Genomic DNA, 23898 nt, shown 5'->3' with positions numbered 1-23898 from the left:
CGGCAGGGGGCGATGGAGCGCGGGCCAGCGGAATGAGCGAGCGCTTCCGGCAATTCCAGGCGCTGTTTCCGGAGGAGGACTGCCTCGCCGCGTTGATGCGCCTGCGCCATGGCGGCACGAGCCTGACATGTTCCGCCTGCGGCCGGCCGGCGCAGTTCGAGCCGCGCCCGAAGCTGCGCGGCTTCGCCTGCCAGCATTGCCACTACATGATCCATCCAGCGGCGGGGACGCCGCTGGAAAGCCGGCGTACCCCGCTCCAGCTCTGGTTCTACGCGCTGAAGGCGGTATCCGAGCAGCCGGGCAAGGCTGTAGCGGGCGTGATCGCGCGCGATGCGAGCGTGCCGCAAATGACCGCGCAGCGGCTTGTCGACGACCTGAGTACCCTGGCCGGGCGCGGTGATGCCGGCTGGCTGGAGAAGCTGCGCAGCCTCGTGACGGGGAAGCCGGAAGCGGGGGCGGCGCCTATGGTGGCAGCTTCGTCGCCTCCGCGTCTAACGCCTGCTCCGATCCCGCCCGCTTCCGCTCGGATGCGACGGGAGGTGCCGGAGCCGCCACGCTCGGTTCCCGCGCCGCCGGCTGCCGCTGTGCCGGTTCCGTCTCCCGTTCCGCGGCCGGCGGCTGCTTCTCCGGCCGCTTCGTCGATCGCTCCAGCTAAAATGGTGGACCTTCCCGGATCGGGCGATGTGCCGCCGAGGAAGGCGTCTTCCGGGCGCAAGGCGATTGCAGCTGTCGCGGCCGGCGTGGCCTGTGTCGTGGCCGCCGTGCTCGGTCTCGCTTATGCAAGGCTCCAGCAGCAGGAGCGGCCCGAGCCCGAGCGCGGGATCGATGTCGCCGCCGTGGAGGCTCCGGCATTGAAGGATGCGCCGGCCCGTCCTTCGCTGATCCTGTCGTCGGTCGAGCAGGATCTGGAAGGCGCGCGGGAGGCCGCCCAGTTCGCCCTCGACAATGATCCCTCGCTGGCGGCGATCAAGCCGCAGGAGGATGCGCCGACCCAGCAGGTGCCGGTCAATCAGTTGCAATTGCCGTCCAACATCCTGCTCGTGCCGCCGAAGATGCAGGGCGGGCCGCCGCCGGGGCCGGTTTCGCCCAGCGGTGCGCCGCAGCCGCCGCCGCAGATCTCCAGCGGCGATCCCGACCAGGTGCTGACCTTCGGACCGATCAAGATCCGCCGCCATCTCGTCGACACCATCGTGCGCGCCAGCAAGGTGGTCGGCGCCGATCCGACGCTGCTGATGGCCGTCGCCGACAAGGAATCGTCGTTCTCGACGGCGGTGAAAGCGCAGACCTCCTCGGCGACGGGGCTCTACCAGTTCATCGAACAGACTTGGCTTGGCGTGATCTACGAGTTCGGCGCCAAGCATGGACTCGCTGCCGATGCGAAGCTGATCGGCAAGTCCGGCCGGCAGTTCGTCGTGACCGACGGGTCGCAGCGCCAGCGTATTCTCGACATGCGCCGCGAGCCTTATATCTCGGCGCTGCTGGCGGCCGAGATGCTGAAGCGCGACACGCTCAGGCTGGAGCGGGCGCTCGGGCGCCACCTCACCGGTGGCGAGATCTACCTGATCCACTTCCTCGGCCCCGACGCGGCGCAGACCTTCATCGAGACCATGGAGGAGCAGCCGGGCGTCAAGGCGGCCGAGCTCCTGCCCAAGCCGGCCCAGGCCAACCGCCCGATCTTCTATGCCGATGCCGGCGGCGAGACGAAGACGCTCTCGGTCTCCGAGGTCCACAAGAAGTTCAACGACATGATCAAGATCAGGCTCGATCGCTACAGCGCGGTCAGGCCAGGCGGGGGCGGGGGCATCGCGCGGCCGCAACCTAAGAAATGACGTTCCGCCGCCGCCGGCGGCCATCCGCTCCCTGTGAGCAACGAAAGGAGAAAGCCCATGCCGGCCAACCGTTTCGAACAGGTCGACGAACCGCCGACCGATGCGATCACACTCAAGCTGTCGGAGCGCGGCGGGGAGGCCTTCGGGCATGTTCTCTGTCCGGCCGACCTCGCCGCCGGGCATCTGGTCAACGACTTCGTCAGCGACGAGCTTGCCGCGAAAGAAGCTTTCCGCACCGCGATCCGCCTCGCCAACGAGATCCGCGCGCCGATCGTGGTCGAGGACAAGGCCGGCGTCTGGCAGGACGAATGGGGCGTGCTGTACCGGGAGGATTGAAGAGGCGGATGCCAACGCCGCCATCCTCCGGCTCGACCTGAGCATCCCCTCCGCTCGTTGTCATTCCGGGGCGTGCCGCAGGCGCGAACCCGGAACCCACGACTGGGTCGGACCTCCTATTCCGGTTTTGGACGGCTCACCCAGTCGTGGGTTCCGGGTTCTTCGCTGCGCGAAGCCCCGGAATGACAATCGGGTAGCGCCAAGCAGGGGGGATTCAACATCGGCGGCGCCTGGCCGCCGCCTCACTCGATCCGGAAATACTTGATCCCCAGGCCGAGCTTGCCGCTCTGGCGGGCGAGATCGAGCTTGAGATTGGCGAAGAACTCGCTCGCCGGGGACGGGTTCGGGCCCGACAGCGCCGGCAGGGCCTCCTTGGTGACAAGTGCGAGCACGGTCTGCGGGCGAGCCGCGCCGCCGGTCGATTCGAGCTTGAGATTGAAGGTGACCTTGCCGCCCTCGCGCTTCGCGAAGCTGGCGAGATTGTAGACCAGCCCATCGTCGCCAATCAGCACGACGTCGAGATTCTGGCCGCCGCCGGCCTCGACCGAGCCGTTGAGAATGTCGCCGCTCTTCATGTTGAAGGCGCCGATCTGGACGCGCGGGCTGCGGTCGATGGCGATGCCGGGCCGGCGCAGGAAATCGACCATCGGGCATTGCGCCTCGGTCATCGGCCGCAGGTGGATTTGTGCCTCGAAGCCCTGCGCGGCCTTGAAGGCGCCGTCGAAGGCGACGAAGGGTGCCGACGAGCTGCCGAAGCCTTCCAGCGTCGCCTTGCGGTCGCCGATCTCCAGCGGCCAGAGGAAGAAGCAGGAGCCGCCATCGTAGTCGCGGACATAGCGCTCGATCCGCTCGGCCGGCGTGCGCGGCTCGGGCTCCTGCTGGATCGAGGCCGGTTGCTGGACGGGGGGCTGCTGCGTGCTCGGCGCCTGCGGTCGGTCGGGCGTCTTTGGCTCGGTTGGCGGAGGCTGCTTGATCGGGATCTCGATGGCAGCAGGTAGTCCGGTCCCGGGAGCGTCCGTTTTGCCCGCGACCTGTCCGGGCCTGGAGCCAGGCGGAGTCTGGGCGGGCCGAGTTTCGGGCTGGCTCGGCAGGGATGGCTGCGCCGGCGGGGCCGGATTTTGCGCCTGCGACGGAGGGGCTGCTTGCGAAGGTGCCTGTTCCGTGACAGCCGGCTGCGAGGGGGGCTGACCGGAACCGGGCGGGGGCGTCGCGACCGGAGGTTCCGTCAGCGCCGGAGGCGCGTTTGGGGCGCTGTTGGCCGGGGCAGTCGAGGGTTGTTCCGAGAGTGGCGGTGGCTCGTTGGTGGCCACGCGTGTCGTCGGCCTGCCGCCCATCGTCGTCCAGGCATAGAAGCCGCCGCCGGCCAGCAAGGCGAGGGCGGCTAAGCCCGCGACGAGCGGCAGGGGCGAGCGGCCCGATTTGTCCGTACCGGGCTTGCCGACTGGCGCTTTGGCGGGGGGCTTCTTGCCCGAAGCAGGTGCCTGCCAAGCGGCAACTTCCGCCATGTCGGCGGGGCGGTCCTTCGGATCGGGCGCGAGCATGCGGGCAAGAAGCGGACGTATGCGCGCATCGACGCCCGAGAGATCGGGCAGGCGGCGGCGCTTGTCGATGATGTCGACCTGGCTTCCGCCCATGTCGATGGCGCGGCCGGTCAGTGCCTGCGCCAGCACCAACGCGAAGGAATACATGTCCGAGCGGCCGGAGACCTCGCCGCCATAGAGGCCGAGCTGCTCGGGCGAGACATAGTTGTATTTTCCGGCGAAGCCCGAGCCGATCACCGTGCCCTCGCCGAGGATGCTGGAGCGGGCGATGCCGAAATCGATGATCTTGGCGCGGGAAGGATCGCCGCCCGGCAGGATGATGTTGTCGGGCGAGATGTCGCGATGGATGATGCCGAGCCGGTGCGCGGCATGCAGACCCGGCGCCACGCGCTGGCGCAGGATATCGGCCTCCTCGACGCTGAGCGGCCCCTGCTGGATGCGCTCGGAGAGCGGCTGGCCATCGACGAATTCCATCGCCAGATAGGGCGTCTCGCTCACCGGGTCGATGGCGAAGACGTAATAGCGGACGATCGCCTCGTTATAGAGGTTGTGCAGGGCAGCCGCCTCGCGCCGGAACAGGGCGAGCACGGCTTCGTCACGGGCCATGTCCGGGCGGATCATCTTGATCGCGACGGCGTCGCCGGTCTGGATGGCGCGGCCCTTGTAGACCTCGCCCATGCCGCCGACGGCGATCAGGCTCTCGATCTCGTAGATGCCGTTGAGCTTCGTGCCGATGCGGGCATTGGCGCGGGGCGCGAAGACGGTGCGCTCGGAGTCGTCGCTCATGACGTGGGGCTCCCTCGCATGGACCGGTTCGGCATCCAGCGTGTCTTTTCGCGCGTGCCCTGTCGATAGCGCACGATGACGACGGTGACGTTGTCGCGCGCGCCGCGCTCCAGCGTCAGCGCCAGCAGGGCGTCGCAGGCTTCCTGCGCGCCGCCAGCCTCGACGGCGGCCAGGATCTCCGCGTCAGCGACATGCTCGGTCAGCCCGTCCGAGCAGAGCAGGAAGGCGTCGCCATCCGCGATCTCGCCGTTTTCCAGATCGAGCTCCGGCGTCTCGTGGACGCCGATGGCGTGGGTGATGATGTGCCGGCGCGGCGAGCGCTTCGCCTCCTCAGGCGTGAGCAGGCCGCGATCGACCATGTCCTGGACCTCGGTATGGTCACGCGAGACCTGGGCGATGATGCCGCCGCGGACCAGGTAGACGCGGCTGTCGCCGGACCAGAGGCAGGCGAAATGGCGCTGGTGGATCAATAGGCAGACCAGCGTCGCGCCCATCGTCGCGCCGCGCCGGTCGATCTCGGCGCGCAGGTCCTCGTTGGCCTTGAGCACGCCGGCTTCCAGCATGGCGAGCAGGTCCGGCGCAGAGCCTGCGGCGCCGACCGCCTCCAGCGCCGCGACCACCGTCGCGCTGGCGAGCGCGCCGTTCTCGTGCCCGCCCATGCCGTCGGCGACCGCCCAGAGGCCGATTTCCGGCCGCAGGATGAAATTGTCCTCGTTGGCCTTCCGCACCTTGCCGGTATGGCTGATGCAGCCGGTCTCGAAATCCGGGCTCTGGCGAGGGGCGTCGTTCATGGCATCGCCCTCATGATCCGGCGCGCTCGGGCGCGAGATGGCCGTCGAAGCGGCCGGTGAGCAGGCCGGCAAAGAGATAGGAATCGGGCAAGGCGTGGCCGGTCAAGGCCAGCGGCTCGAAATTCGGACCGCCGACGGTCCAGAGATAGCATGAATGGGCATAGGCGCGGGCATGATCCTCGACGCGCAGGGTGGCGAGCCGCTCCGGGAAGCCGGAGGCGATCGCGGCGCTGACGATCGTGCCGTCGGAGAGGCGGACCATGTCCTGCGGCGGCGCGGCGAGGTGGTGGTCGTTGGGGACGGGCAGGGCGGAGAGGCGTTGCGCCACGGTCTCGTAGCTCGCCTGCGGCTCCAGTGCCTGGAGCAGGAAATCCTCGATCGCCTCGAACCACTTGTCCTGCGGGTCGAGTTCCGGCGGGGGGATCGCGGCGCCCGGGCTGGCGGCAGCGAAGACGGTGAGCGGGAAATAGCGGCCGACGCCGTCGACCGAGGGCATGAAGGCGCCCGCCACTGTCTGCCCGCCATGCGCGCTGCCCAGCCAAAAGCGCCAGATCGGGGCGTTGAGATAGGCCTCCTGCCACTGGTTGCCGAGTTCGAGCCGGCTCGCGGTCAAGCCGCCTTGCAGCCATTTCTCGTAAGTCCCGAGGAAGCCGGAGGGGGCGTTGAGCGCGATGAAATCGCGCTTGGCCGGAAGCTTGCCGAAGAGGCCGCAGCTCAAGGGTCAGATCCCGGAGGGGCAGCGGATCTCCCGCAGCGCCGGCAGGATCAGCGGGTTCTTGAGCGAGCCGACTCCGAAGGAATAGCCGACCTGCCGGCCGCCGGCATTCAGGTTGAAGCCGACATTGTCGCCCTGCTTCAGCACCGAGCCGGCATCGAGCAGCCGGAAGAAGGACCAGGTGCCGTCCTTCTCGAAGAGCTTGGCCTCGCCCTGCACGCCGCCGCCGCTCTGCGAGCCCGAGGAGAAGAAGCCGCCGCTGAACATGCCGCCGGAATTGCTGCTGCCGCCGCCGAGCGTCAGCGTCACTGCCGTCTTGCCGACGCCGCCACCCGGCCACATCACCGGGGCCGGCGTGTTGACGCCCTGCTGGCTCGTCACGGTGAAACCGTTGATCTCCAGCTTCGCGGTGGACGCATCGGCCGAGAGCGCGGTCGGCGTCACCACCATCTGGAAGGAGGGCAGGTTGCCGCCGGTCGGGAAGAAGGCCTCCTTGATCTCGCTGGCGCGCTGGAATTCGCGCAGCGTCGTCGGCGAGAGCGCGCGGGCGACGCGGCTGTCGACGCGCCAGCTCCATTGCGGCTTGGAGGTATCGACGAAGGGCTCCAGCCGCTCCTTGTAGAACTTGTCCATGATCTGGCCGGGCGCGAAGAGCCGGGCGAAATCGGCGAGCGGCACGTCGCGGGCGCTCGCCTTGGTGAAGGGATAGCGGTTGGTGACGATCTCGTTGCAGACGCCGGTGACCTGCTCCGCCAGAGCCTGCCGCAGCAGGGCGACGGTGGCGCCGGTGGCATCGCCCTCGAAATCGTTGACGGCCTGCACGATCATGCCGTCGAAGGGGGCGGGATAACGCGAGAAATTGGCGCGCAAGGTCGCGATCAGCGGCACGAGCGCGGCGTTCGCGGCCGCCGACTGGGCCGGGTTGGTCGCCGCGATGGCGAGGTTCTGGCTGATCTCCGAGAAGGTCTGGAGGAGCTGATCGACCGGCCGGCGGCCGAGATCGCCGTCGACGAGGACATGGTAGGGCTTGAACTGCGCCTCGATATCGGCGCCGAGCGAGACGTCGCCGCTATTGGCCAGCACGCGGTCCACGCCGGCCGAGGCCATCGGCAGGTTGGTGCCGAGCCGGCCGAGCGCCTGGCTGGCGCGCTCGTCCAGCGTCTGCGCCACATTCTTCGCGGCGGCCTGGGCCACGGCCTTCTTCGCGTTCGGACGCTCCTTGGTTAGCTGCGTCTCGTCGCGCAGGGATTCCAGCACCTGCTTGAAGGGCGAGGTCGCGGCCGAGATCGCGCTCAGCGCGACATAGCGCGGCTTGTCGGCGTTGAGCGGCCGGAGTTTCAGCCGCCGCAGTGTCTTCTGCCAGGTCGCGACATAGTCGCGGCTGTAGAGCTTCATCAGGTCCTGAAACAATGTCGCGTACTGGGCGGTGATCGCCTGCTGGTCGACATTCTCGCCCAGCACCCAGCGCTCCTTTTCAATCCGGTCGCCGATATCGCCGAGCCGGCCGATGAAGGCGCTCTGGAAGCCGTCATAGGTGTAGAAATAGGGCACGCGGATCTGGTCGAGGTCTTCGCCCCCAACACCTTCAAAAACCAGCCGGACATCGGAACCGCCGCGTTGTGAGACGACCCAGTCCTTGGCGCTGTCGCTGCGGGACTGCGTGCGCAGCAGCTCATAGGCGCGCTCGGCGATACTGAGGCGGCGCAGCGTGCGCTGGCTCTGCTCGATCAGCGACTGGTTGAGTTTGACCATCGGCTCGCCCGTTCCCTCGTCGAGGTCGAGCATGGCGGTCAGATGCTCCTCCAGCGCCTCGCGGCCCTTGGCGTTGGCCGGGCCGGGGAAGAGGTTCTCGGCCCAGTCCAGCCGCATCCAGGAGGTGACGAGATCACGGTCAAGCTTCGCCTGCCCGCCGATCATCATATAGACCTTGAGCGCCTCGTAGACGAAGCCGGGATTGTTGGCTTGCTGCTCGAGCTGTTCCTCCAACCGGAAGATGATGCGGGGGCGCAGCATCCGCTCCAGGCCCTGCTGGTAGGTGATCTCGCTCGCGTTCTGGAGGCGCTCGCGCTGGCTGAGGCCGAAGGTGGCAAGCGTCGGCGTCGGTTCGGCCTGGGTGGCGTAACCTGCCGGCATGTTCCGGAGCTTGTGCAGCAGCGGCAGGACACGGCTGAAGTTGCGATCGGAGATCGTGGTCTCCTGCAACACGGGCGCGGCGGCGCTGCGATAGTCGGACAGGCCGTAATTGGTCGCGGTGATCAGGTCGCTGTTCCGCGAGAAGCTCATCCACCACAGGCCAAGCGCGGCGAGCGATACAAGCGCCACCGTGGCGAAGCCGGCGATGCGCAGCGCGGTCGTGCGGCGGGCGGCGCCGAGATCGGTCGAGACCCAGCCGGATTCGCCGATCACCACCTTCTGCACCAATTCGGTCAGGAAATAGCTCTTGCCCTTGCCGGAGAAGGAGGCGGCGCCGGCATGGTCTGAGCCGAAATTGCGCGAGAGCGCACCGATCAACTGATCGATCGGCGTGCCTTCCTGGGTGCCGGAGGTGAAGTAGAAGCCGCGCAAGGTCGCATTGGCATGATAGCGCGTCGGCTCGAAGACGCGGGTGAGGAACTCGACGATGGAGCGCTTCAGCGTCGCCATCTGGCTGGGGAAGCCGAAGATCTGGGCGCGCGCGGTTGGGTTGTGCTCGTCCTGCAGACGATCGGGCAGGCGCTCGTTCAGGCGCTCGATCAGCGCGTCATATTCCGGCGGCACGTCGCCGATCATGTTGCGGGTCTTGTCGGCGGTCTGGAATGTGTGGCCCCAAACCATGCGCCGCTGCGGCTCGGTCAACTGGCCGAAGAACTCGTTGAAGCCGGCGATCAGGTCGGCCTTGGTGAAGACCGCATAGACCGGGAAATCGACCTTCAGCCGCTCGTGGAGTTCGAGCAGGCGGGCACGGATCGCGTCGGCATGGGCGGTGATCTCCTCCGGGGATGAGGTCAGCAGATCCTCGACGCTGATCGCGACGAGCACGCCGTTGATCGGTTGGCGCGGGCGGTTGGTCTTGAGCAGGTCGAGGAAGGCGAGCCAACTCGACTTCTCGGCCCTGGTGTCGGTGTCCTGCGTGGTGTAGCGGCCGGCGGTGTCGATCAGCACCGCGTCCTCGGCGAACCACCAGTCGCAATAACGCGTGCCGCCGGAGCCGGCGACGGCGGCTGGCGTCGCGCCGCGCGCCAGCGGGAATTTCAGGCCGGAGTTGACCAGAGCCGTGGTCTTGCCGGCACCGGGGGGGCCGATGATGACATACCAGGGCAGGTCGTAGAGATAATCGCCACCTTTGCCGCGGGCGCTCTTCAGCGTCGCGAGCGCGTCCTTCATCGCGCTGGAGAGGGCGGCGCCGTCGCCGGTCGTCTCTTCCTTTTCCAGCGCCTCGGTCAACGCCGCTGTCGCCTTGCGGCGGCGGATGACGATGACCGCAATCCAGGCAAATGCACAGACGAGCAAAAGCACGGCAATGGGCAGGCGCACCCAGAAGGATTCGAACGGCCGGACCTCGCCGAACGCGACGAAAGGACCGCCGAACCAGATCAGCGCGGCGAGCGCGAGCGCGCCGATCAGGATGGCTACGATGCGAAGCCAGGTGGCGAGGTTCATGGCTTCGCCCTCCTAGTTCTGACGCTGGATCAGGATTTCGACGCGCCGGTTCTGGGCGCGGCCGTCGGCGGTGTTGTTGGGGGCGATCGGCGTATCCGCGCCCTTGCCCTCGAAGCTGATCCTGTCCGGCTTGCTGAGCTTGGCTTTCAAGCCGTCGCCGACCGCCTTGGCGCGGGCCTGCGAGAGCTCGACATTGGAGGGGAAGCGGGCGGTGCGGATCGGCACGTTGTCGGTATGGCCGACGACCTTGATGGCACCGCCCTCCTTTTCCAGCACCGCGGCGATGCGCTCGATCAGGGGCTGGAACTCGGCCCGGACGGCGGCCTGGCCGGGTTCGAACAGCGTGATGCCGACGAGGCGGACGATGACGACATTGGGCGTCACCAGGCAGACGATCGGCGGCTGCACGGCGGCGCAGACTTTGGGCGGCTGCGGTGGCGGCGGGGGAGGCGGCGGCGGGGCCGAGAAGACCTTGCGCATGATGCCGATCTCGCCCTTCGGGTGGACCGAGAGCAGGGCGGTCGAGGCCGCCTCGGCATTGCCGGCGAGCAGCGCACGGAAGACGAAATAAACGCCCAGCAGGGCGACGGCCGCGATCGCGGCTACGGACCAGACGGGAATCTTGAAACCCGCGACGGCCTGCGCGATCGCCTGCCCGCGCCAGCGTGGCGAGAGCTCGGGATCGGGCTGCTTCACCCGGCGCAGTGTCTCGAACAGATTGCGCTGGATCATCTGGAGATTGTTGGCGCCACCGGCCGAGGTGCGGTGGATGCCCTGGAAGCCCAGCGCCAGGCAGGCATGCATCAGCTCCAGCAGGTCGTAATTGACCGACGGATCGGCTTTCGCCTTGTCGAGCATCTCGAAGAAGCGGACGCCGCCGATCCGCTCGCCGAAGAAGCGCGAGAGCATGCTGTATTGCGTCCAGACATGGCGGTCGTCGCCGGGGATGTTCTGGACGATGTCGTCGGCGCTGGCGGCAATGACGTATTTCGCGGTCTGCGCTGTATCGGCCGAGACGCCGGCGGTGCGGACCTCATGCTCGAAGGCTTCGATGGAATCGCCGACCTGCCCAAGGAGCTGAGCGAAGGGCGCATTCGAGAGATTGGCGCGCATCCGCCCGAGCAGCAGCAGGAGCGGGCCTGCGGCGCGCAACAGCGGGTTCGCGTTCGGCGTCAGCAACTGGTCGCGGCGTGGCAGGGACTGGCCGCCGGCCGGAGGCGGCGGGGCCTGCCGCTGCGGGATCGGCGCCGGTTGCGACATCCATTCGTCGCCGGTGCCGGGCACGCCGGGCGAGGGCCCCTGCGGCGGCTGGTAGGGTTGGGGTGCCTGCGGCGCTGCGGGTGCCGGCGCGGCGGGAGCGGGCGGCAGGGGCGCGCGGCGCCCGCCGGGGTTCGGCCTGATGATCGTCCGCTCGGAGCGGCCGAACGGATCTGAGGGCGAACCCGGATCGCTCATCGCCTGCCCTCCAGAACGGCCCAGAGCTCGAGCTCGAGATCGGGCCAGTCACCGGAAAAATGCATGCCGATCGAACTTGCCGTGCTGAATTCGGGCCAGAGCGGCGAGGTGCGGTCGAGATAGAAGTATACATGATCCGTGAGCGCGCGGATCTGCGGCGGCGGCGTCGGCAGGTGGACGAGATTGATGCCCGGCAGATGGGCATGGACGATCTCGTTCATCTTGGTGTTGGGGCCGACCTTGAAGAGCTGCGGGAACTGCGCCTGGATCTCGGTCAATGGCCGGCGGGCCGCGACTTCCAGCACCAGCGTGGCGTTGCGCACGAGGCTGCGGTCGCGGATCGTCGACATGAAGGCGTTCTGCGCGCGCTCGACGATCTCCAGCCGGATCGCCCGGCGGCCGAGATTGGCCGAGAGGAAGTCCTGGATGTCGCGCACGACCGGGGCGAAGCAGTTCTCCAGGTCGTCATGATCATAGGCCGGGTAGTCGCGGGCGCGACGCTCGGCCGTGGTGAAGGTCGCAAGCTCGCCGGCCAGCGCCAGGAAGGTCGAGAACAGCCGCTCGGGATGGACGAAGCGCGAGCGGCGCATGTGCTTCAGCACGGGGATGCTGCGGTTGAGGAGTTGGAGCACGAAATAATCGGCGCTCTGCAGGCCGCCGCCGGCCGTCGGATCGGCGGCGTAGCGGGCAAGCTCCTCCAGCTTGTTGTCGATCCAGCCAATGACGCGGTCGAGCCAGCCCTCTATCACCGGATAGGCGGAGCAGACGAGGACCGGCGGGGCGAATTTCTCGTCGAAGAGGATGGCGCGGTCGCGCACTTCGAGGATGCGGCCGAGCGCCAGGCCGACATAGCCGGCCTTCGAGGTCTTGCGCAGCTCCAACGTCAGGCGCGGATGGGCGACGTCGATCTCTTCTTCCGTCCGCAGCGAGGCGGTCGAATCGATCAGCATCTCGTTGGCGGGGACATAGCGGCTGGCAGAGCCGTTCAGCGTGTCCTCGACCTCGCGCGTATTGGCGGCGGCGAGCGGCAGCGAGAGCCAGACGATCTGGCCGGCGGCGTTCTCCGGCACCTCGATCGCGGCCGGTAGGGGGCTATTATCAGGCAGCGCGAAGGGCGTGCCGTCCGGCAGGACGCCGACGGCGCGGCGCAGGCCGATGCGGCTCTGCTGGGCGAGGTCGCGGTCGATCTCCAGCACCGAGAAGCCCCATGGGTAGGGCGTGACATTCCTGACGCGGCTTTCCAGCAGGTTTTCGAGATAGCGATCGCTCTGCTGGAAGTGATGCGGCCTGAGAAACAGTCCTTCCGACCAGACGACCTTGCTGTACCACGACATTCCGGTCTCGCTCACTCGAAGGCAGGCTGGGCGAGCTTATACGGGTCCTACCCAAGCGTCACCAAACGAATGCTAGCGCGCCGTTCAGGCACCGCCGTCATTGACTTGAAGGATGCGGGGGAGCGATTTTCGCGGCAGTCCTCGTCGCTACGAATCCGTTCCAGCAGGAGGCTTGCATGCCCAAGGGACCGGCCGCACGCGTCATGGACCCGGTGCTGCATCCGCTGCCGGGCATGCTCCAGCCCGGCCCGGGCAGCATGAACGTGATCATCGGCGGCATGCCGGCCTGGCGCGGCGTGCCGGCCGCTGCCGCGGCTGCGATCCAGTCCGCAAAAGCTGCGGCGGACGCGACGGTGCAGGCGGCGGAAGCCGCGACTTTGGCTGCCGCCGGGACGCCCGGTGCGCCTGCGGCTCTGGCCGCCGAGATCGCGACGAAGAACGCGGTTGCCGCCAGCATGGGTTCGATGATCACCGGAGCGTCAGGCGGCGCCGACATCCACAATTGCCTGACGCCGGTTCCGCCGCCTGTGCCGCACGGCCTCGGTGTCGTCATCGACGGCTCGCAGACCGTGCTGATCAACAACCTGCCGGCCTGCCGGGTCGGCGACACGATCATCGAGGCGCTGGGGCCACCCAACAAGATCGTGATGGGGTTGCCGACCGTGATCATCGGCGGCTGATCGCAGGTTGATTCAAGACAGCGGCGGAAGCCGCTGAACCGGAATCGTTTTCTCGCTGCGGGGTGCGATGGCGAAGGGCAGGCGAACGGTCCCGGATCGGGTCGAGGCGAAGCTGGAGCGCTTCCGCCACAAGATGGTGCAGCGCTTTTCGTCTGATCACCAGCGGGCGGTCAACCACGGGCTCGCCCGCAACGGGCGTGTCGTCGAAGCGCTCTGCTACATGGCGCTGATCCGTGATCCGGCGCGGCGCAAGCGCCCGATCCTGCCGGTGCCGACCGTGACCTGCACCGCAGCGGTCCGCCAGTTCTTTCGAGCCGACGACGGCGAGCAGGCGGCGCATCTGCTGCCGGGCCAGCTTTCGATCGACGGCGCTCTTCCCTGGCTGTTCCTCGCGGGGCCGGCGGCGCGGCAGCTCGAAAACCTCTTCGCCTATGTCGAGCCGCTGCGGGCCGACTACAACAAGGCTGATTCCGCCGCCGAGGCGAACGGCCTGACCGATGCCTTCGCCGATGCTTGCCGGCGGGTGCTCGTCGGCAAGGGCGAGGCCCCCGCCGATATCGCCGCCGCCTATGAGCAGGCCTGGATTCCCGGCGCGCTCGCGGCCTTCGCAGCGGCCGAGGCACAGAAGCGCAGCAAGCCGACCCCGCCGCCGATCGAGCGTGGCGTCGGGATGGAATACGGGATGATCCTGAACTTCGAGGAGCGGATGGCGGCGTTCGAGGACGACTCGATCTGGGCGACCTACGAGCAGCTCAGTATCCTCGGCTACTACAGGGCCGCCATGAACCAAACGCCACGTCAGCTCAAATTGCAGGCGATCCGCGAGATCCTGGCGCTGCCGACGGCTTGACCCGCCGAGGCCGGGCAGGCCAAGCGGGTGCTTTCCCTCCCGCGACAGGATCAAAGCCCATGACCATCGAACGCATCGGACTGGCCGCCCGCTACTGCGACGCCGCCATCTTCAACGGCATCATCTTCCTGGCCGGCCATGTCGCCGAGAAGACCGAGGGGGCTTCGCTGACCGAGCAGACTGCGGAGGTGCTCGCGTTGCTGGAAGACACGCTGGCGCAGGCCGGCAGCAGCAAGGAGCGCATCCTCAGCGTCCAGATTTTCCTCACCGATATCGGCAAGATCGGCGAGATGAACGCGGTCTGGGACAAGTGGGTCGCGAAGGGCCATTCCCCGGCGCGGGCGACCGTCGAGGCGAAGCTGGCCTCGCCGGGTTACGCCATCGAGATCACCGCGGTCGCGGCGAAGGGGTAATCCTCGCACGTTCCCCGATAGCGTCATGGTCGGGCTTGTCCCGACCATCCACGTCTTTGCTGGTCGAAGGCCGTGGTCAAGACGTGGATGCTCGCCACAAGGGCGAGCATGACGGCAGGGCCCGGTTACTTCCCGCCGCGGTCGTAGCACTCGGCGAAATAGATCATGAAGGCGTCGACGAGGCCGTTCTCGTAAGGCGCGGTCTTGGCATCCCAGCGCGCGACATAAGCTTCCCACATCTTGGCCTTGCGCGAGCCGATCAGGCCGCCGAGCCCACCGTCCTGCGCCGTCGCCTCGTTGATCGCCTGGGGATCGAGGTCCTCGACCAGCATCTTGAGTGCGTGCTGCATGGCCGAATAGGTCTTGATCTGGTGAGCCTTGAGATCGCGAAAGCTCTCGTCGAAGGCGCGCTTGGCGTCGAGATAGCCGCTGCGCGGCTGGCCGAAGATCAATTGCAGGGCGTCGTCGACCGTCGGCGAGAATTTCAGCGGGTTGTTGTCCTGTGCCTGGATCATCGTCTGGCTGGTGCTGCGGGCAATGCGCTTGGTTTCGGCGCGAGCAGCGAGCAAACCCTTCAGCTCCTCGGCGATCAGGCGCATCAGGCCGCCGAGCTGCTCGGCGAAGGCGCCGGGGTCCTGCGTCGCCAGCGCCTGCGGTGAGACGCCGGCACCCTTGGCGAAGCGCTGCATGAACTCGCCCATCGAGATCGGCTGGGGTGAGCCGGGTTGCGGCGCGGCCGGCTCTGCCGGGAGGGGCGGCGGCGTGTAGGCCGGCATGGGCGCGGGAGCGGCTTCGGTCTCCGGCTCAGGCGGAGGCGCATCCTCGGCCGGCTCGTCCCATGGATTGGCGCCGGCCGGGCTGCTCGCCGGTGGACGGCGCGGCGTCGGGATCGGCATGACCGGCTCCTCCGGTGGGAGAGGCTGCGGCTGCAATGGCGCCCAGGCGAATTCGTCCGTCCGTGCGGCGGGCGGCGACCAGTCCCGCGCCGGCGGCGGGGCCGGCTCGGTACTGGGGGCGGGGATATCAGCTGCCCAGTCGATGAAGCCGGCATGGACCGGCCGGGCATGGCTCGGCGGCATCAGGTCGCGGCGCGCGATCGGCGGGGCAGCGTCCTCGCTCGATGCCCACAGCGATTCCGGCTGGGCTGCGTAAGGCGGCGGGGCAGGAGCGGCGTCGGAGACTTGTCCAGCTTCATCGACGATGGCTACGGCGATGATGTAGTGGCCGATCTCCAGCCTGTCGCCGTTCTGCAGGCGGTAGGGCGATTGCACGCGATGCTCGCCGCCATTGACGAAAGTGCCATTGGTCGAGATGTCGCGCAGCCACCAGCCGCCATCACGGAAGCGGATCTCGCAGTGCCGGCCGGAGACGGCGCGCGAGGGATCGGGCAGGGCCCAGTCGAGATGCTGGTCGCGGCCGATATCGAGACCGCGCCCGCCGCTGGTGGTCACGCTCAGCGGGCCGCCATCTGGCAGGGAGGTTTCGTTCTCGATCGTCAGTGTCAGCGCCATCGCGGACGTCCCGTTCCGGCGCGCCTGTGCAGATCAGCGCTTGCCGGCATCATCTTCAGCCAAACGAATGCATGCTTCGATACAGGCACGCAACGCGCCTTCGCGCTCGCGCGCCGGCAGGCGGTTGATCGCGTTGAGCACCGCGATGCGGGCCATTTTCGCGGTCAGGTCCGACGGCGTGGGGATCGGATGGCTCTCCGACATGCTGCCGCCGGAATAGCCGGCCGCCCAGGCGACGAAAGTGCCCGGCCGCGCGCTGTCGCCGGCCTGGGCTTGCCGCAGGGCTTCGAAGCGGGTGCGGTCGCCGGGTTCGCGCACCCAGGCCTCGGCCGCGGCAAGGCCTGGATCCTGCGTGCCGGGCGGCTGCATCGAGCGCACCGCCTGCAGCGCCCACCACACCGTCTCGCGGCGCGGCAGCAGGAAGGCGCAGAAGCTCGCCGCCTCCGTCGGCGCCGGTCCCCGGACGAGACGGCCGAGGAAAGTCAGCGGAGGCTCGGTGGTCGGCGCCATCGTGACGGCCTGGCGGGCCGCGGGATAGGTCTCGAACACTTCGCGGGCGGTGCTGAAGCGCAGGCGTGACATGGAGGCTCCGGCCGTTCTGTCGCTGATGCTATCCGGGTCAGTTGATGTTCACCATCGGGGCGTTGATGATGAGCATGCCGTCGCTCTTCACCTCCGTCTTGGCCTGGCTGTGGATCGTGATGGTCGGCGATTTGATCTCGATGCTGCCGGGCGTCATCTTGATCGTGCTCTGGCCGACCTTGAGATTGATCTCCGTCAGGGCTTCGACGTCGAGCTTGCCGTTCTGGACGTCGAGCTTGTCGTCGCCCTTCTTCAGCGTGGTCTCGCGCGAATAGCCGCCGTCCTGGTAGCGCTCGCCGATATCGCGGGTCTCGATGTTGTTGACCGTGATCTTGTGATCCTTCTCGGTCCGGATTTCGAGCACCTCGTGATCCTTGAGGTCCTCGAACTTGATCTCGTTATAGGTGTCGGTGATGCCGGCGCCGTCCGTCGATTCCGACTTGAGGCCCGATTGCGTTTTATTCGCCGGCAAGTCGTAGGGGGGCTTGTGCTGATCGTTGACGACGGCGCCGACGACGAGCGGCAGGTCGGGATTGCCCTCGATATATTCGACGATCACCTCCTGGCCGATGCGGGGGATGACCTGCCCGCCCCAGCCCTTGCCGGCCCACATCTGCGCGACGCGGGTGCGGCAGGAAGTCGAGCCGTCCTCGCGGTCCCAGTGGAAACGCAGCCAGATACGGCCGTATTCGTCGACGTCGATATCGCCTTCCTCGCCTTTGTTCTTCTCGCCGACGACCTTGGCGGTGTGCGGCCCGTAGACGGTGGGGCGGGGCGTCACGATCGCGGCGCGGAAGCGCTTGTCGCTTTTCTGGAGCTCGTAGGAGCCGTGATAGAGCGCCTCGTCCCGGCGTCCCGACGAGCGATAGCTCTGGATGCCGAAGGCATGGGTCGCGCGGACGACGATATACTCGCCGTTCTCGGCGCCGGTCGGATGCTCGGAGAGTTTCATCAGCGCGCCCGGATAGAGGCTGGCGGCATCGCCGCCGGCATAGCGGCGGTCGTCCTGGGCTTGCTCCGCCTGCGCCATCACGCGGGCGAAATGCTCGCCCTGATCGCGCTTGGTGTAGGCGGCCGGATAGTCATAGGCCTCGTAGGATTTCGCCTTGGGGAAGCCTTCCTCGGCGCGGGCGGTGAGATCGGACTCGGATTTCTCGAAATCATAGTCCTTGAGCTCGAACTTGCCGGTGCGCAGACGCCGGATCGTCGACCAGTGCGTCAGATGCTCGACCTGCGAGCGGGGGAAGCGGTTGCCCTGCGGCACGTAGGCGTAAGCCGAGGCATCGCCCTGGAAGCTCGGCTCGGCCGCCGCCGTGACCTCGTCATGGCCGGAGCGGGAATCGCAGAGCACCAGCTTATGGTCGCCGTCGCTGTGCTTGAAATAGTAGTAGAGGCCGTATTGCTCCATCAGCCGCAGGACGAAATCGAGATCGGTCTCGCGGTACTGGACACAGTAGTCGATCGGCTGGAGCGTCTCGCTGAGACGATAATCGGCGCTCGCCGAGCCTTCTTTCTCGAAAATCTTCTTGATGATCTCGACGGCGGTCTTGTTCTTGAAAATCCGGCAGTCGGCCCGCTGTGAGAGCAGCCAGAGCCAGGGCTTGAGCGTGAAGCGGTAGATGTAGAGATCGTCCTGCTGGCCCAGCCATTGCGCATCGACCAGCGTGCCGTTCAGGACCCGCTCGCTCTTGTTCTTGAGCGTAAACTTGATCGAGCATTTCTCGCTCATGATGCTTTGCAGATCAGCGTTCTCAGTCTTGCTGGTCGCTTCGATATTATACGTGAATAATTCGCTCAAAGCTTCGTTGGCTTCGAACTTGATAAGTGTAAATTCGTCTTTTCCCGCTGGCGTCGAGAAAGATGCGGTTCTTTGAGTTTGCCCAAGAGCGGATGGCATCAATTGAACCTTTCGATTCGGGCTTCTATTTTTATATTGACGTAGGTGATTTCTGGAGTCATCCTTCCGTCCCTAAGTCATCAACTGCCAGACGGCGAATTTCAGCGGGAGTGTTCCCATGCGCAAGCAGCCCGGCTTCACTGCCTTCGTCGCTCTGAGCGGCGCCTTGGTTCTCTCCATGGCGCAGGCGGCGAGCGCGCAGACCTACAAGGCCGACGACATCGTCAAGCATTTCGGCCCGGCAGTCGCACCGAAGCCCGGCGTCACGCGCGGGCTGTGCGTCGGCACGGAGGCCGAATGCGCCAGGGCCGGGCAGGTGGTCGAGCCGGCAAAGCCGGTCAGCGCCTTCGACCTGGTCGTGAAGTTCAAATATAATTCCGACGAGCTGGAGCCCGAGGCCAAGCTCAATCTCGACGAGTTCGCCAAGGCGCTGAAGACGCCGCAGCTCTCGAAGCAGACCTTCATGGTCGAGGGGCATACCGACGCTGCCGGCAGCGCTTCCTACAATCTCAACCTGTCGCAGCGCCGGGCGCAGGCCGTGGTGCGCTATCTCGGTGGACACGGGGTCAATGCCGCCCATCTGGTGGCGAAGGGCTACGGGCAGAGCAAGCCGATCGCGGCCGATCCGCTCTCCGGCGACAACCGCCGGGTCGAGACGCGCCTGCGCACCGAGTGAGGCATAACAAGAAACGGCCGCGGCGATCCCGGCCGTGGCCGGGCCGCCGCTCCTGCAAGCGGGGTGGACGATGGCGGGCCTGAATTTCGCCGAACTGACGAAGCCGGTCTCGGCGGACGAGCCCTGCGGGCCGGATCTCGAAGACGATCTCGATTTCATGAACGCCACGGCGCGGCTCGAGGTCGCGCTGCCGGCCTCGTATTTCCGCCGCGACGACGACGGGCGGCAAGTCGCCTTCGACCGGACGAGCATCGAGTTCCCGCCCGCCTTCGCCGAGCTCGGCAAGCTGCTGGAGCGCTCGCGCGACCTCAGGGTATTCGTGCTCGCGGCGAAGCTCACGATCCTCAACCGCGACGTGCCGGGTTTCAGCGCCTCTCTCTCAGCCATGGCCGATCTCCTCGGCTCCTATTGGGAGGAGGTGCATCCGCGAGCGCTGGACGGCGATTTCGTGATGCGCGAGGTCGCCCTGCAGGGGCTCGACGAACTGGCCACCGTGGTCCTGCCGCTGCAGCACGCGCCGCTCTTCGTCAGCCGCCGGATCGGGCCGTTCATGTTCCGCAGCCAGCTCGTCGCGAGCGGCGAGACCAAGCTGGTCGAAGGCGAGCAGCATCCCGATGCGAGCGCGATCCAGGCGGCGCTGGGGGAGGTCGAGGTCGACGATCTCGTCGCGGTGCTCGGGCAGGTCAATGCGGCGCGCGACGCGCTCGCGCGCCTGCGGACGATCTGGCTGGAGAAGGTCGGTGTCGATCATCCCCTCGGCTTTCCGCGGCTGGCTGCGCTGCTGGACCAGATCGCCGCCTTCCTGGATGCGGCGGTCGCACGACGCGTCCCGGGCCATCAGGCGGCGGGACCGGAGCCCGTGGCGACCGGTCCGCAGGGGTCGGCAGCAAACACCGCCAGCTTCGTTCCGGGCAGCCTGTCGAGCATCCTCCATGTGAAGGATACGCTGTCTGCCTGCCTCGGCTACTTTCGCAAAACCGAGCCTTCGAGCCCGGCCGTCCTGCTCATCGGGCAGGCGCAGCAGCTGATCGGAAAGTCGTTGATCGAGGTCATCCAGATCATGTTTCCCGACCATGTCGACAAGGCGGTGATCGAGATCGGCGACCAGCGCCGCTTCCGCTTGCCGCTCGAGCGGCTGCCGGCGCCGGATGGCTACGAGGCGGACAGCGAATACCAGGCCGGGAGCGACTCCGACGAAAGCTATAGCGACAGCTCGGATGACGCCGGCGACGGCTACGACAGCGATGCCGAGGCGAGCGACGAGACGTCCGAGGAAAGCGATGGCGAGGCGATCGAGGCCGCTCCCGCGCCGGTCGTTTCCGTGCCGTCCGCGATCGTGATCGGCAGCCGCGCGGATGCGGTGAGCGCGATGAGAGCGGTCGCGGCGTTCTACCGCCAGATCGAGCCGTCGCACCCGACGCCGCTTCTGATGGACAAGGCCTGTGCTCTGGCGCAGCATGATTTCATGTCGCTTCTCGGCAACATCCTGCCAGATGTCGTGCCGTTGCCGGAGGCCGACAGCTAGGGAAGTTTTTCGTCATTGCCTTGAACCTCCCGTCACGGTCGCGAGACTATATCGATGACGGGTGAAACCGGATAGGATGTCACGTTACGTCGGCGTGGCACGAATGCAGAGGGGCACGTCACATGGCCGGAGATTCTGGACAGAAGTTCATCCGCCGCAACAGGCCGCCTCGGGTCCACATCACCTATGAGGATCCGTACAACGCGGAACAGAAGATCGAGCTGCCCTTCGTCATGGGCGTGATGGCCGATCTCTCCGGCAACGCCTCGGCTGTCGACAAGCCCGACATCTCGCAGCGCAAGTTTCTCGACTTCGACATGGACAATTTCGATCAGCGCATGGCCGCGATCGAGCCGGCCGTGTCCTTCAACGTGCCCAACAAGCTCGGCGACGACAGCAACGAGAAGCTCTCGGTGGCGCTGAAATTCTCGAAATTCGAGGACTTCAACCCGGCCGCGATCGCCCGCCAGATCCCGGCGACGGCCAAGCTGCTGGAGGCACGCGAGCAACTCGCCAACCTGCTGCGCTACATGGACGGCAAGATGGCCGCCAGCGACCAGATCAAGGCGCTACTGGCCGATCCGCAGCTCATGGCGGCGCTGAAGGACAGGCTCGGCAAGGGCGAGCCTTCCGACGACAAGACGGCAAACTGAGGATAGGGCGCAGGCCCGCCCCGGAGCGCGCTGCGAGAGGTCGGGAACCGACTTTCGCGGAAGCGATGCTCCGGACAATCTGAAGCGATCCCGTCCGCATGGACGGGGCAGGGCCTGCAGGCGGTTAAGCGAGCGAGGCGGCAATGGCAGCGGAAGCACAAACCCAACAGCCCGGCGGGGCAGCAGTCGAGACGCGTGAGATCGACGATTTCTCGGCGATCCTGAAGCAGAGTTTCAAGCCCAAGACGGAACGCGCGGCGACCGAGGTCGAGAACGCGGTCGCGACCCTGGTCAATCAGGCACTGGCGGACCAGACCCTGATCAAGGGCGACGTCATCGACACGATCGAGGAGATGATCGCGAGGCTCGACGCCAAGCTGACCGAGCAGATGAACGAGGTGCTGCACGCACCCGAATACCAGAAGATCGAAAGCGCCTGGCGCGGTCTCAACTATCTCGTCTTCAATTCGGAGACGGATGCACAGTTGAAGATCAAGGTGATGAACGTCTCGAAGAACGAGCTCTATCGCAATCTCAAGACGTTCCCCGGGGCGCGCTGGGACCAGAGCCCGCTGTTCAAGCAGGTCTACGAGCAGGAATTCGGCCAGCTCGGCGGCCAGCCCTTCGGCTGCCTGATCGGCGACTATCATTTCAGCCATGTCCCGACCGACGTGCAGCTCCTGCGCGATCTGTCGAAGGTGGCGGCGGCGGCGCATGCGCCCTTCTTCGCCGGGGCCGACCCGACGCTGATGGGCATGGATGCCTGGACGGAGCTGTCCAACCCGCGCGATCTCGGCAAGGTCTTCGACACGCCGGACTATGCGGCCTGGAAAGGCCTGCGCGACGCGGCCGACTCCCGCTATGTCGGCCTCTGCCTGCCGCGGGTGCTGTCGCGGGTGCCCTACGGCGCCAAGTCCGAGCCGGTCGAGGAATTCGCCTTCGAGGAGGATACCGACGGGCACAAGGGCGAGAAATACGCCTGGATGAACGCGGCCTACGCCATGGCGGTCAACATCAACCGCGCCTTCAAGGAATATGGCTGGTGCACGCGCATCCGCGGCGTCCAGTCGGGCGGCGAGGTGCTCAACCTTCCGACCCATACCTTCCCGACGGACGATGGCGGCATCGACCTGAAATGCCCGACCGAGATCGCGATCAGCGATCGGCGCGAGGCGGAGCTGGCGAAATCCGGCCTGATCCCGCTGATTCACCGCAAGAACACCGACAAGGCTGCCTTCATCGGCGCCCAGTCGCTCTACAAGCCCAAGGCCTTCTCGGGGCCGGACGGCGTGGCGGCCACCGCATCCGACAACCTGTCCTCGCGGCTGCCCTACATGTTCGCGGTCTCGCGCTTCGCGCACTACCTGAAGTGCATGGTTCGCGACAAGATTGGCTCCTACAAGGAAAAGGAGCCTCTGCGCCGCTGGCTGCAGGAGTGGATCACCGACTATGTCGACGGCGATCCGGTCAATTCCAGCGAAGAGACGAAGGCGCGGCGCCCGCTCTCCGATGCGCGCATCGATGTCTTCGAGGACGAGGAGAACCCTGGCTACTACTCGGCCAAGTTCTATCTGCGGCCGCACTTCCAGCTCGAAGGCATGGATATCGGCCTGAGCCTGGTCTCGCGACTGCCAGCTCCCAAGCAGTGACCGTCACCTGATCCCGGGTGACGGCGACAACGAGGATCTTCGGCGCGCCGGCCGCTTGAGGGCGGCGCGACAGGAGAAGTGCGTCCACAGCGGGTTCGCACCCGCCAACCCACGGCAACCCCTATTTCTGGAGGTAACAATGGCTAGCGACTTCCTGCTCGAGATCGACGGTATCAAGGGCGAAAGCAAGGACAAGAACCACAAGGATACGATCGAGGTCGATTCCTTCTCATGGGGCGTCAACAATGCGGGCTCGCACGCCTCCAACGCGGGTGGCGGCGCCGGCAAGGCGAGCTTCCAGGACATCCACTTCACGGCCTCGGTCGGCAAGGCCTCGACGAACCTGGCGCTGTCCTGCGCCAGCGGCAAGCACATCAAGAAGGCGGTGCTCTTCGTCCGCAAGCAGGGCGAGACCCAGCAGGACTACTATACGCTGACGCTCGAGGATCTGCTGGTGTCGAGCTACCAGTCCGGCGACCATGCCGGCGGCTCCAGCATCCCGACCGACCAGTTCTCGCTGAACTACGCCAAGATCAAATTCGAATACAAGCCGCAGAAGGCCGATGGCTCGCTCGATGCGCCGAGCACCATGACCTGGGACATCAAGACCCACTCGAAGTGAGACGAAGAATATCGGCTCCGGCATCTGCCGGAGCCGATATTCCGTCTCGCTATGCCTTGCCAATGGTGCGTCAGGCCATGGTCGACCCGATCTCGAAGAAACGGCTGCGGCCGCCTTTGATGTTCGCATTCCGGGAGGCGCATCTGGAGAAGGATGCGAAGACCGCGCTCGACCTGAGGGACGAGGGCGGCGAACGTGTGATCGCGCCGCGCCGCGCCGCGCCTCGGGCGGCGATCACCGAGCAGAAGCTGCGCCGCGAGATCGCGATCGACCTCGATGCGCTGGTCAACACCATCAATCTCGGCTCCTCGCTCGACCTGTCCGGGCTGGAGCATGTGCGCCGCTCGGTGCTCAACCACGGCTTTCCCGACATGACCCGGCTGTCGATCGACGAGCATCGGGTCGATGCGATCC

The 23898-nt window shown here is 66.8% G+C and carries 19 protein-coding genes and 1 pseudogene; 11 read left to right on the top strand and 9 right to left on the bottom strand.

Going from position 1 to position 23898, the window contains the following annotated elements; genetic code table 11:
* The first annotated feature begins 32 nt into the window (after positions 1-32).
* Positions 33-1829, top strand: coding sequence for a transglycosylase SLT domain-containing protein (locus Q0Q36_RS00100; protein WP_293794686.1), 1797 nt, complete (start codon positions 33-35; stop codon positions 1827-1829).
* A gap of 57 nt (positions 1830-1886) precedes the next feature.
* Positions 1887-2165: a hypothetical protein gene (locus tag Q0Q36_RS00095; protein WP_265059884.1), complete on the top strand. Its 279-nt coding sequence runs from the start codon at positions 1887-1889 to the stop codon at positions 2163-2165.
* A 242-nt stretch (positions 2166-2407) separates the two neighbouring features.
* Here the strand turns inward: Q0Q36_RS00095 and Q0Q36_RS00090 are convergent, their stop codons facing one another.
* From Q0Q36_RS00090 to tssK, 6 genes are read right to left on the bottom strand one after another with little or no spacing between them, the layout of a single operon-like run.
* Entirely contained in the window at positions 2408-4492 is a 2085-nt protein-coding gene (locus Q0Q36_RS00090; protein ID WP_293794685.1) for a serine/threonine protein kinase, read from the bottom strand.
* Positions 4489-5283: a PP2C family serine/threonine-protein phosphatase gene (locus Q0Q36_RS00085; protein WP_293794683.1), complete on the bottom strand. Its 795-nt coding sequence runs from the start codon at positions 5281-5283 to the stop codon at positions 4489-4491. Before Q0Q36_RS00085 ends, Q0Q36_RS00090 begins: the two co-directional genes overlap by 4 nt.
* Positions 5284-5293: 10 nt before the next feature.
* Positions 5294-6001: a type VI secretion system-associated protein TagF gene (gene tagF, locus Q0Q36_RS00080; protein WP_293794682.1), complete on the bottom strand. Its 708-nt coding sequence runs from the start codon at positions 5999-6001 to the stop codon at positions 5294-5296.
* A gap of 3 nt (positions 6002-6004) precedes the next feature.
* The gene (gene tssM / locus Q0Q36_RS00075) at positions 6005-9637 is read right to left on the bottom strand and encodes a type VI secretion system membrane subunit TssM (RefSeq protein WP_293794681.1); all 3633 of its coding nucleotides are present in this window, start codon (positions 9635-9637) and stop codon (positions 6005-6007) included.
* A gap of 12 nt (positions 9638-9649) precedes the next feature.
* A complete protein-coding gene (gene tssL / locus Q0Q36_RS00070; protein ID WP_293794680.1) occupies positions 9650-11092 on the bottom strand; it encodes a type VI secretion system protein TssL, long form in 1443 nt (480 codons plus the stop codon).
* Positions 11089-12426, bottom strand: coding sequence for a type VI secretion system baseplate subunit TssK (tssK, locus tag Q0Q36_RS00065; RefSeq protein ID WP_293794679.1), 1338 nt, complete (start codon positions 12424-12426; stop codon positions 11089-11091). Before tssK ends, tssL begins: the two co-directional genes overlap by 4 nt.
* A gap of 176 nt (positions 12427-12602) precedes the next feature.
* Here tssK and Q0Q36_RS00060 point away from each other — a divergent pair, with 176 nt between their 5' ends.
* The 3 genes from Q0Q36_RS00060 (at position 12603) to Q0Q36_RS00050 (ending at position 14369) form a co-directional block, all read left to right on the top strand.
* Positions 12603-13106: a PAAR domain-containing protein gene (locus tag Q0Q36_RS00060; protein WP_293794678.1), complete on the top strand. Its 504-nt coding sequence runs from the start codon at positions 12603-12605 to the stop codon at positions 13104-13106.
* A 67-nt stretch (positions 13107-13173) separates the two neighbouring features.
* Positions 13174-13956 carry a hypothetical protein gene (locus Q0Q36_RS00055; protein WP_293794677.1) on the top strand — a complete coding sequence of 261 codons (783 nt, stop codon included), beginning with the start codon at positions 13174-13176 and terminating at the stop codon, positions 13954-13956.
* A gap of 59 nt (positions 13957-14015) precedes the next feature.
* Positions 14016-14369 carry a RidA family protein gene (locus Q0Q36_RS00050; protein ID WP_293794676.1) on the top strand — a complete coding sequence of 118 codons (354 nt, stop codon included), beginning with the start codon at positions 14016-14018 and terminating at the stop codon, positions 14367-14369.
* Between the two features lie 125 nt (positions 14370-14494).
* On the opposite strand, the gene tagH is transcribed toward Q0Q36_RS00050, so the two are convergent.
* From tagH to Q0Q36_RS00035, 3 genes are read right to left on the bottom strand one after another with little or no spacing between them, the layout of a single operon-like run.
* On the bottom strand, positions 14495-15880 hold the full coding sequence (gene tagH / locus Q0Q36_RS00045) for a type VI secretion system-associated FHA domain protein TagH (RefSeq protein ID WP_293794675.1): 1386 nt from the start codon (positions 15878-15880) through the stop codon (positions 14495-14497).
* A gap of 33 nt (positions 15881-15913) precedes the next feature.
* Positions 15914-16462: a hypothetical protein gene (locus tag Q0Q36_RS00040; protein WP_293794674.1), complete on the bottom strand. Its 549-nt coding sequence runs from the start codon at positions 16460-16462 to the stop codon at positions 15914-15916.
* A gap of 37 nt (positions 16463-16499) precedes the next feature.
* Entirely contained in the window at positions 16500-18359 is a 1860-nt protein-coding gene (locus Q0Q36_RS00035) for a type VI secretion system Vgr family protein (RefSeq protein ID WP_293794673.1), read from the bottom strand.
* Positions 18360-18477: 118 nt separating this feature from the next.
* Here Q0Q36_RS00035 and Q0Q36_RS00030 point away from each other — a divergent pair, with 118 nt between their 5' ends.
* The 6 genes and pseudogenes from Q0Q36_RS00030 to Q0Q36_RS00005 form a co-directional block, all read left to right on the top strand.
* Complete coding sequence (locus tag Q0Q36_RS00030; RefSeq protein ID WP_265059871.1) at positions 18478-19035, top strand: OmpA family protein; 558 nt, start codon at positions 18478-18480, stop codon at positions 19033-19035.
* Between the two features lie 70 nt (positions 19036-19105).
* Entirely contained in the window at positions 19106-20560 is a 1455-nt protein-coding gene (locus Q0Q36_RS00025) for a type VI secretion system ImpA family N-terminal domain-containing protein (protein ID WP_293794672.1), read from the top strand.
* Between the two features lie 122 nt (positions 20561-20682).
* Positions 20683-21213: a type VI secretion system contractile sheath small subunit gene (gene tssB / locus Q0Q36_RS00020; RefSeq protein ID WP_293794671.1), complete on the top strand. Its 531-nt coding sequence runs from the start codon at positions 20683-20685 to the stop codon at positions 21211-21213.
* A 143-nt stretch (positions 21214-21356) separates the two neighbouring features.
* Positions 21357-22862, top strand: a complete 1506-nt coding sequence (gene tssC, locus Q0Q36_RS00015; protein ID WP_293794670.1) for a type VI secretion system contractile sheath large subunit — start codon at positions 21357-21359, stop codon at positions 22860-22862.
* Positions 22863-23001: 139 nt separating this feature from the next.
* Positions 23002-23484 carry a type VI secretion system tube protein Hcp gene (locus tag Q0Q36_RS00010; RefSeq protein ID WP_265059867.1) on the top strand — a complete coding sequence of 161 codons (483 nt, stop codon included), beginning with the start codon at positions 23002-23004 and terminating at the stop codon, positions 23482-23484.
* Between the two features lie 119 nt (positions 23485-23603).
* Positions 23604-23898: pseudogene (locus Q0Q36_RS00005) on the top strand (type VI secretion system baseplate subunit TssE); the annotation flags it as partial.

It is taken from the genome of uncultured Allobosea sp. (assembly GCF_945957345.1).
In the GTDB taxonomy this organism is placed as follows: domain Bacteria; phylum Pseudomonadota; class Alphaproteobacteria; order Rhizobiales; family Beijerinckiaceae; genus Allobosea.
Note: the sequence above shows the minus strand (reverse complement) of the source record. Positions and strands in the feature narration are given on the sequence as shown.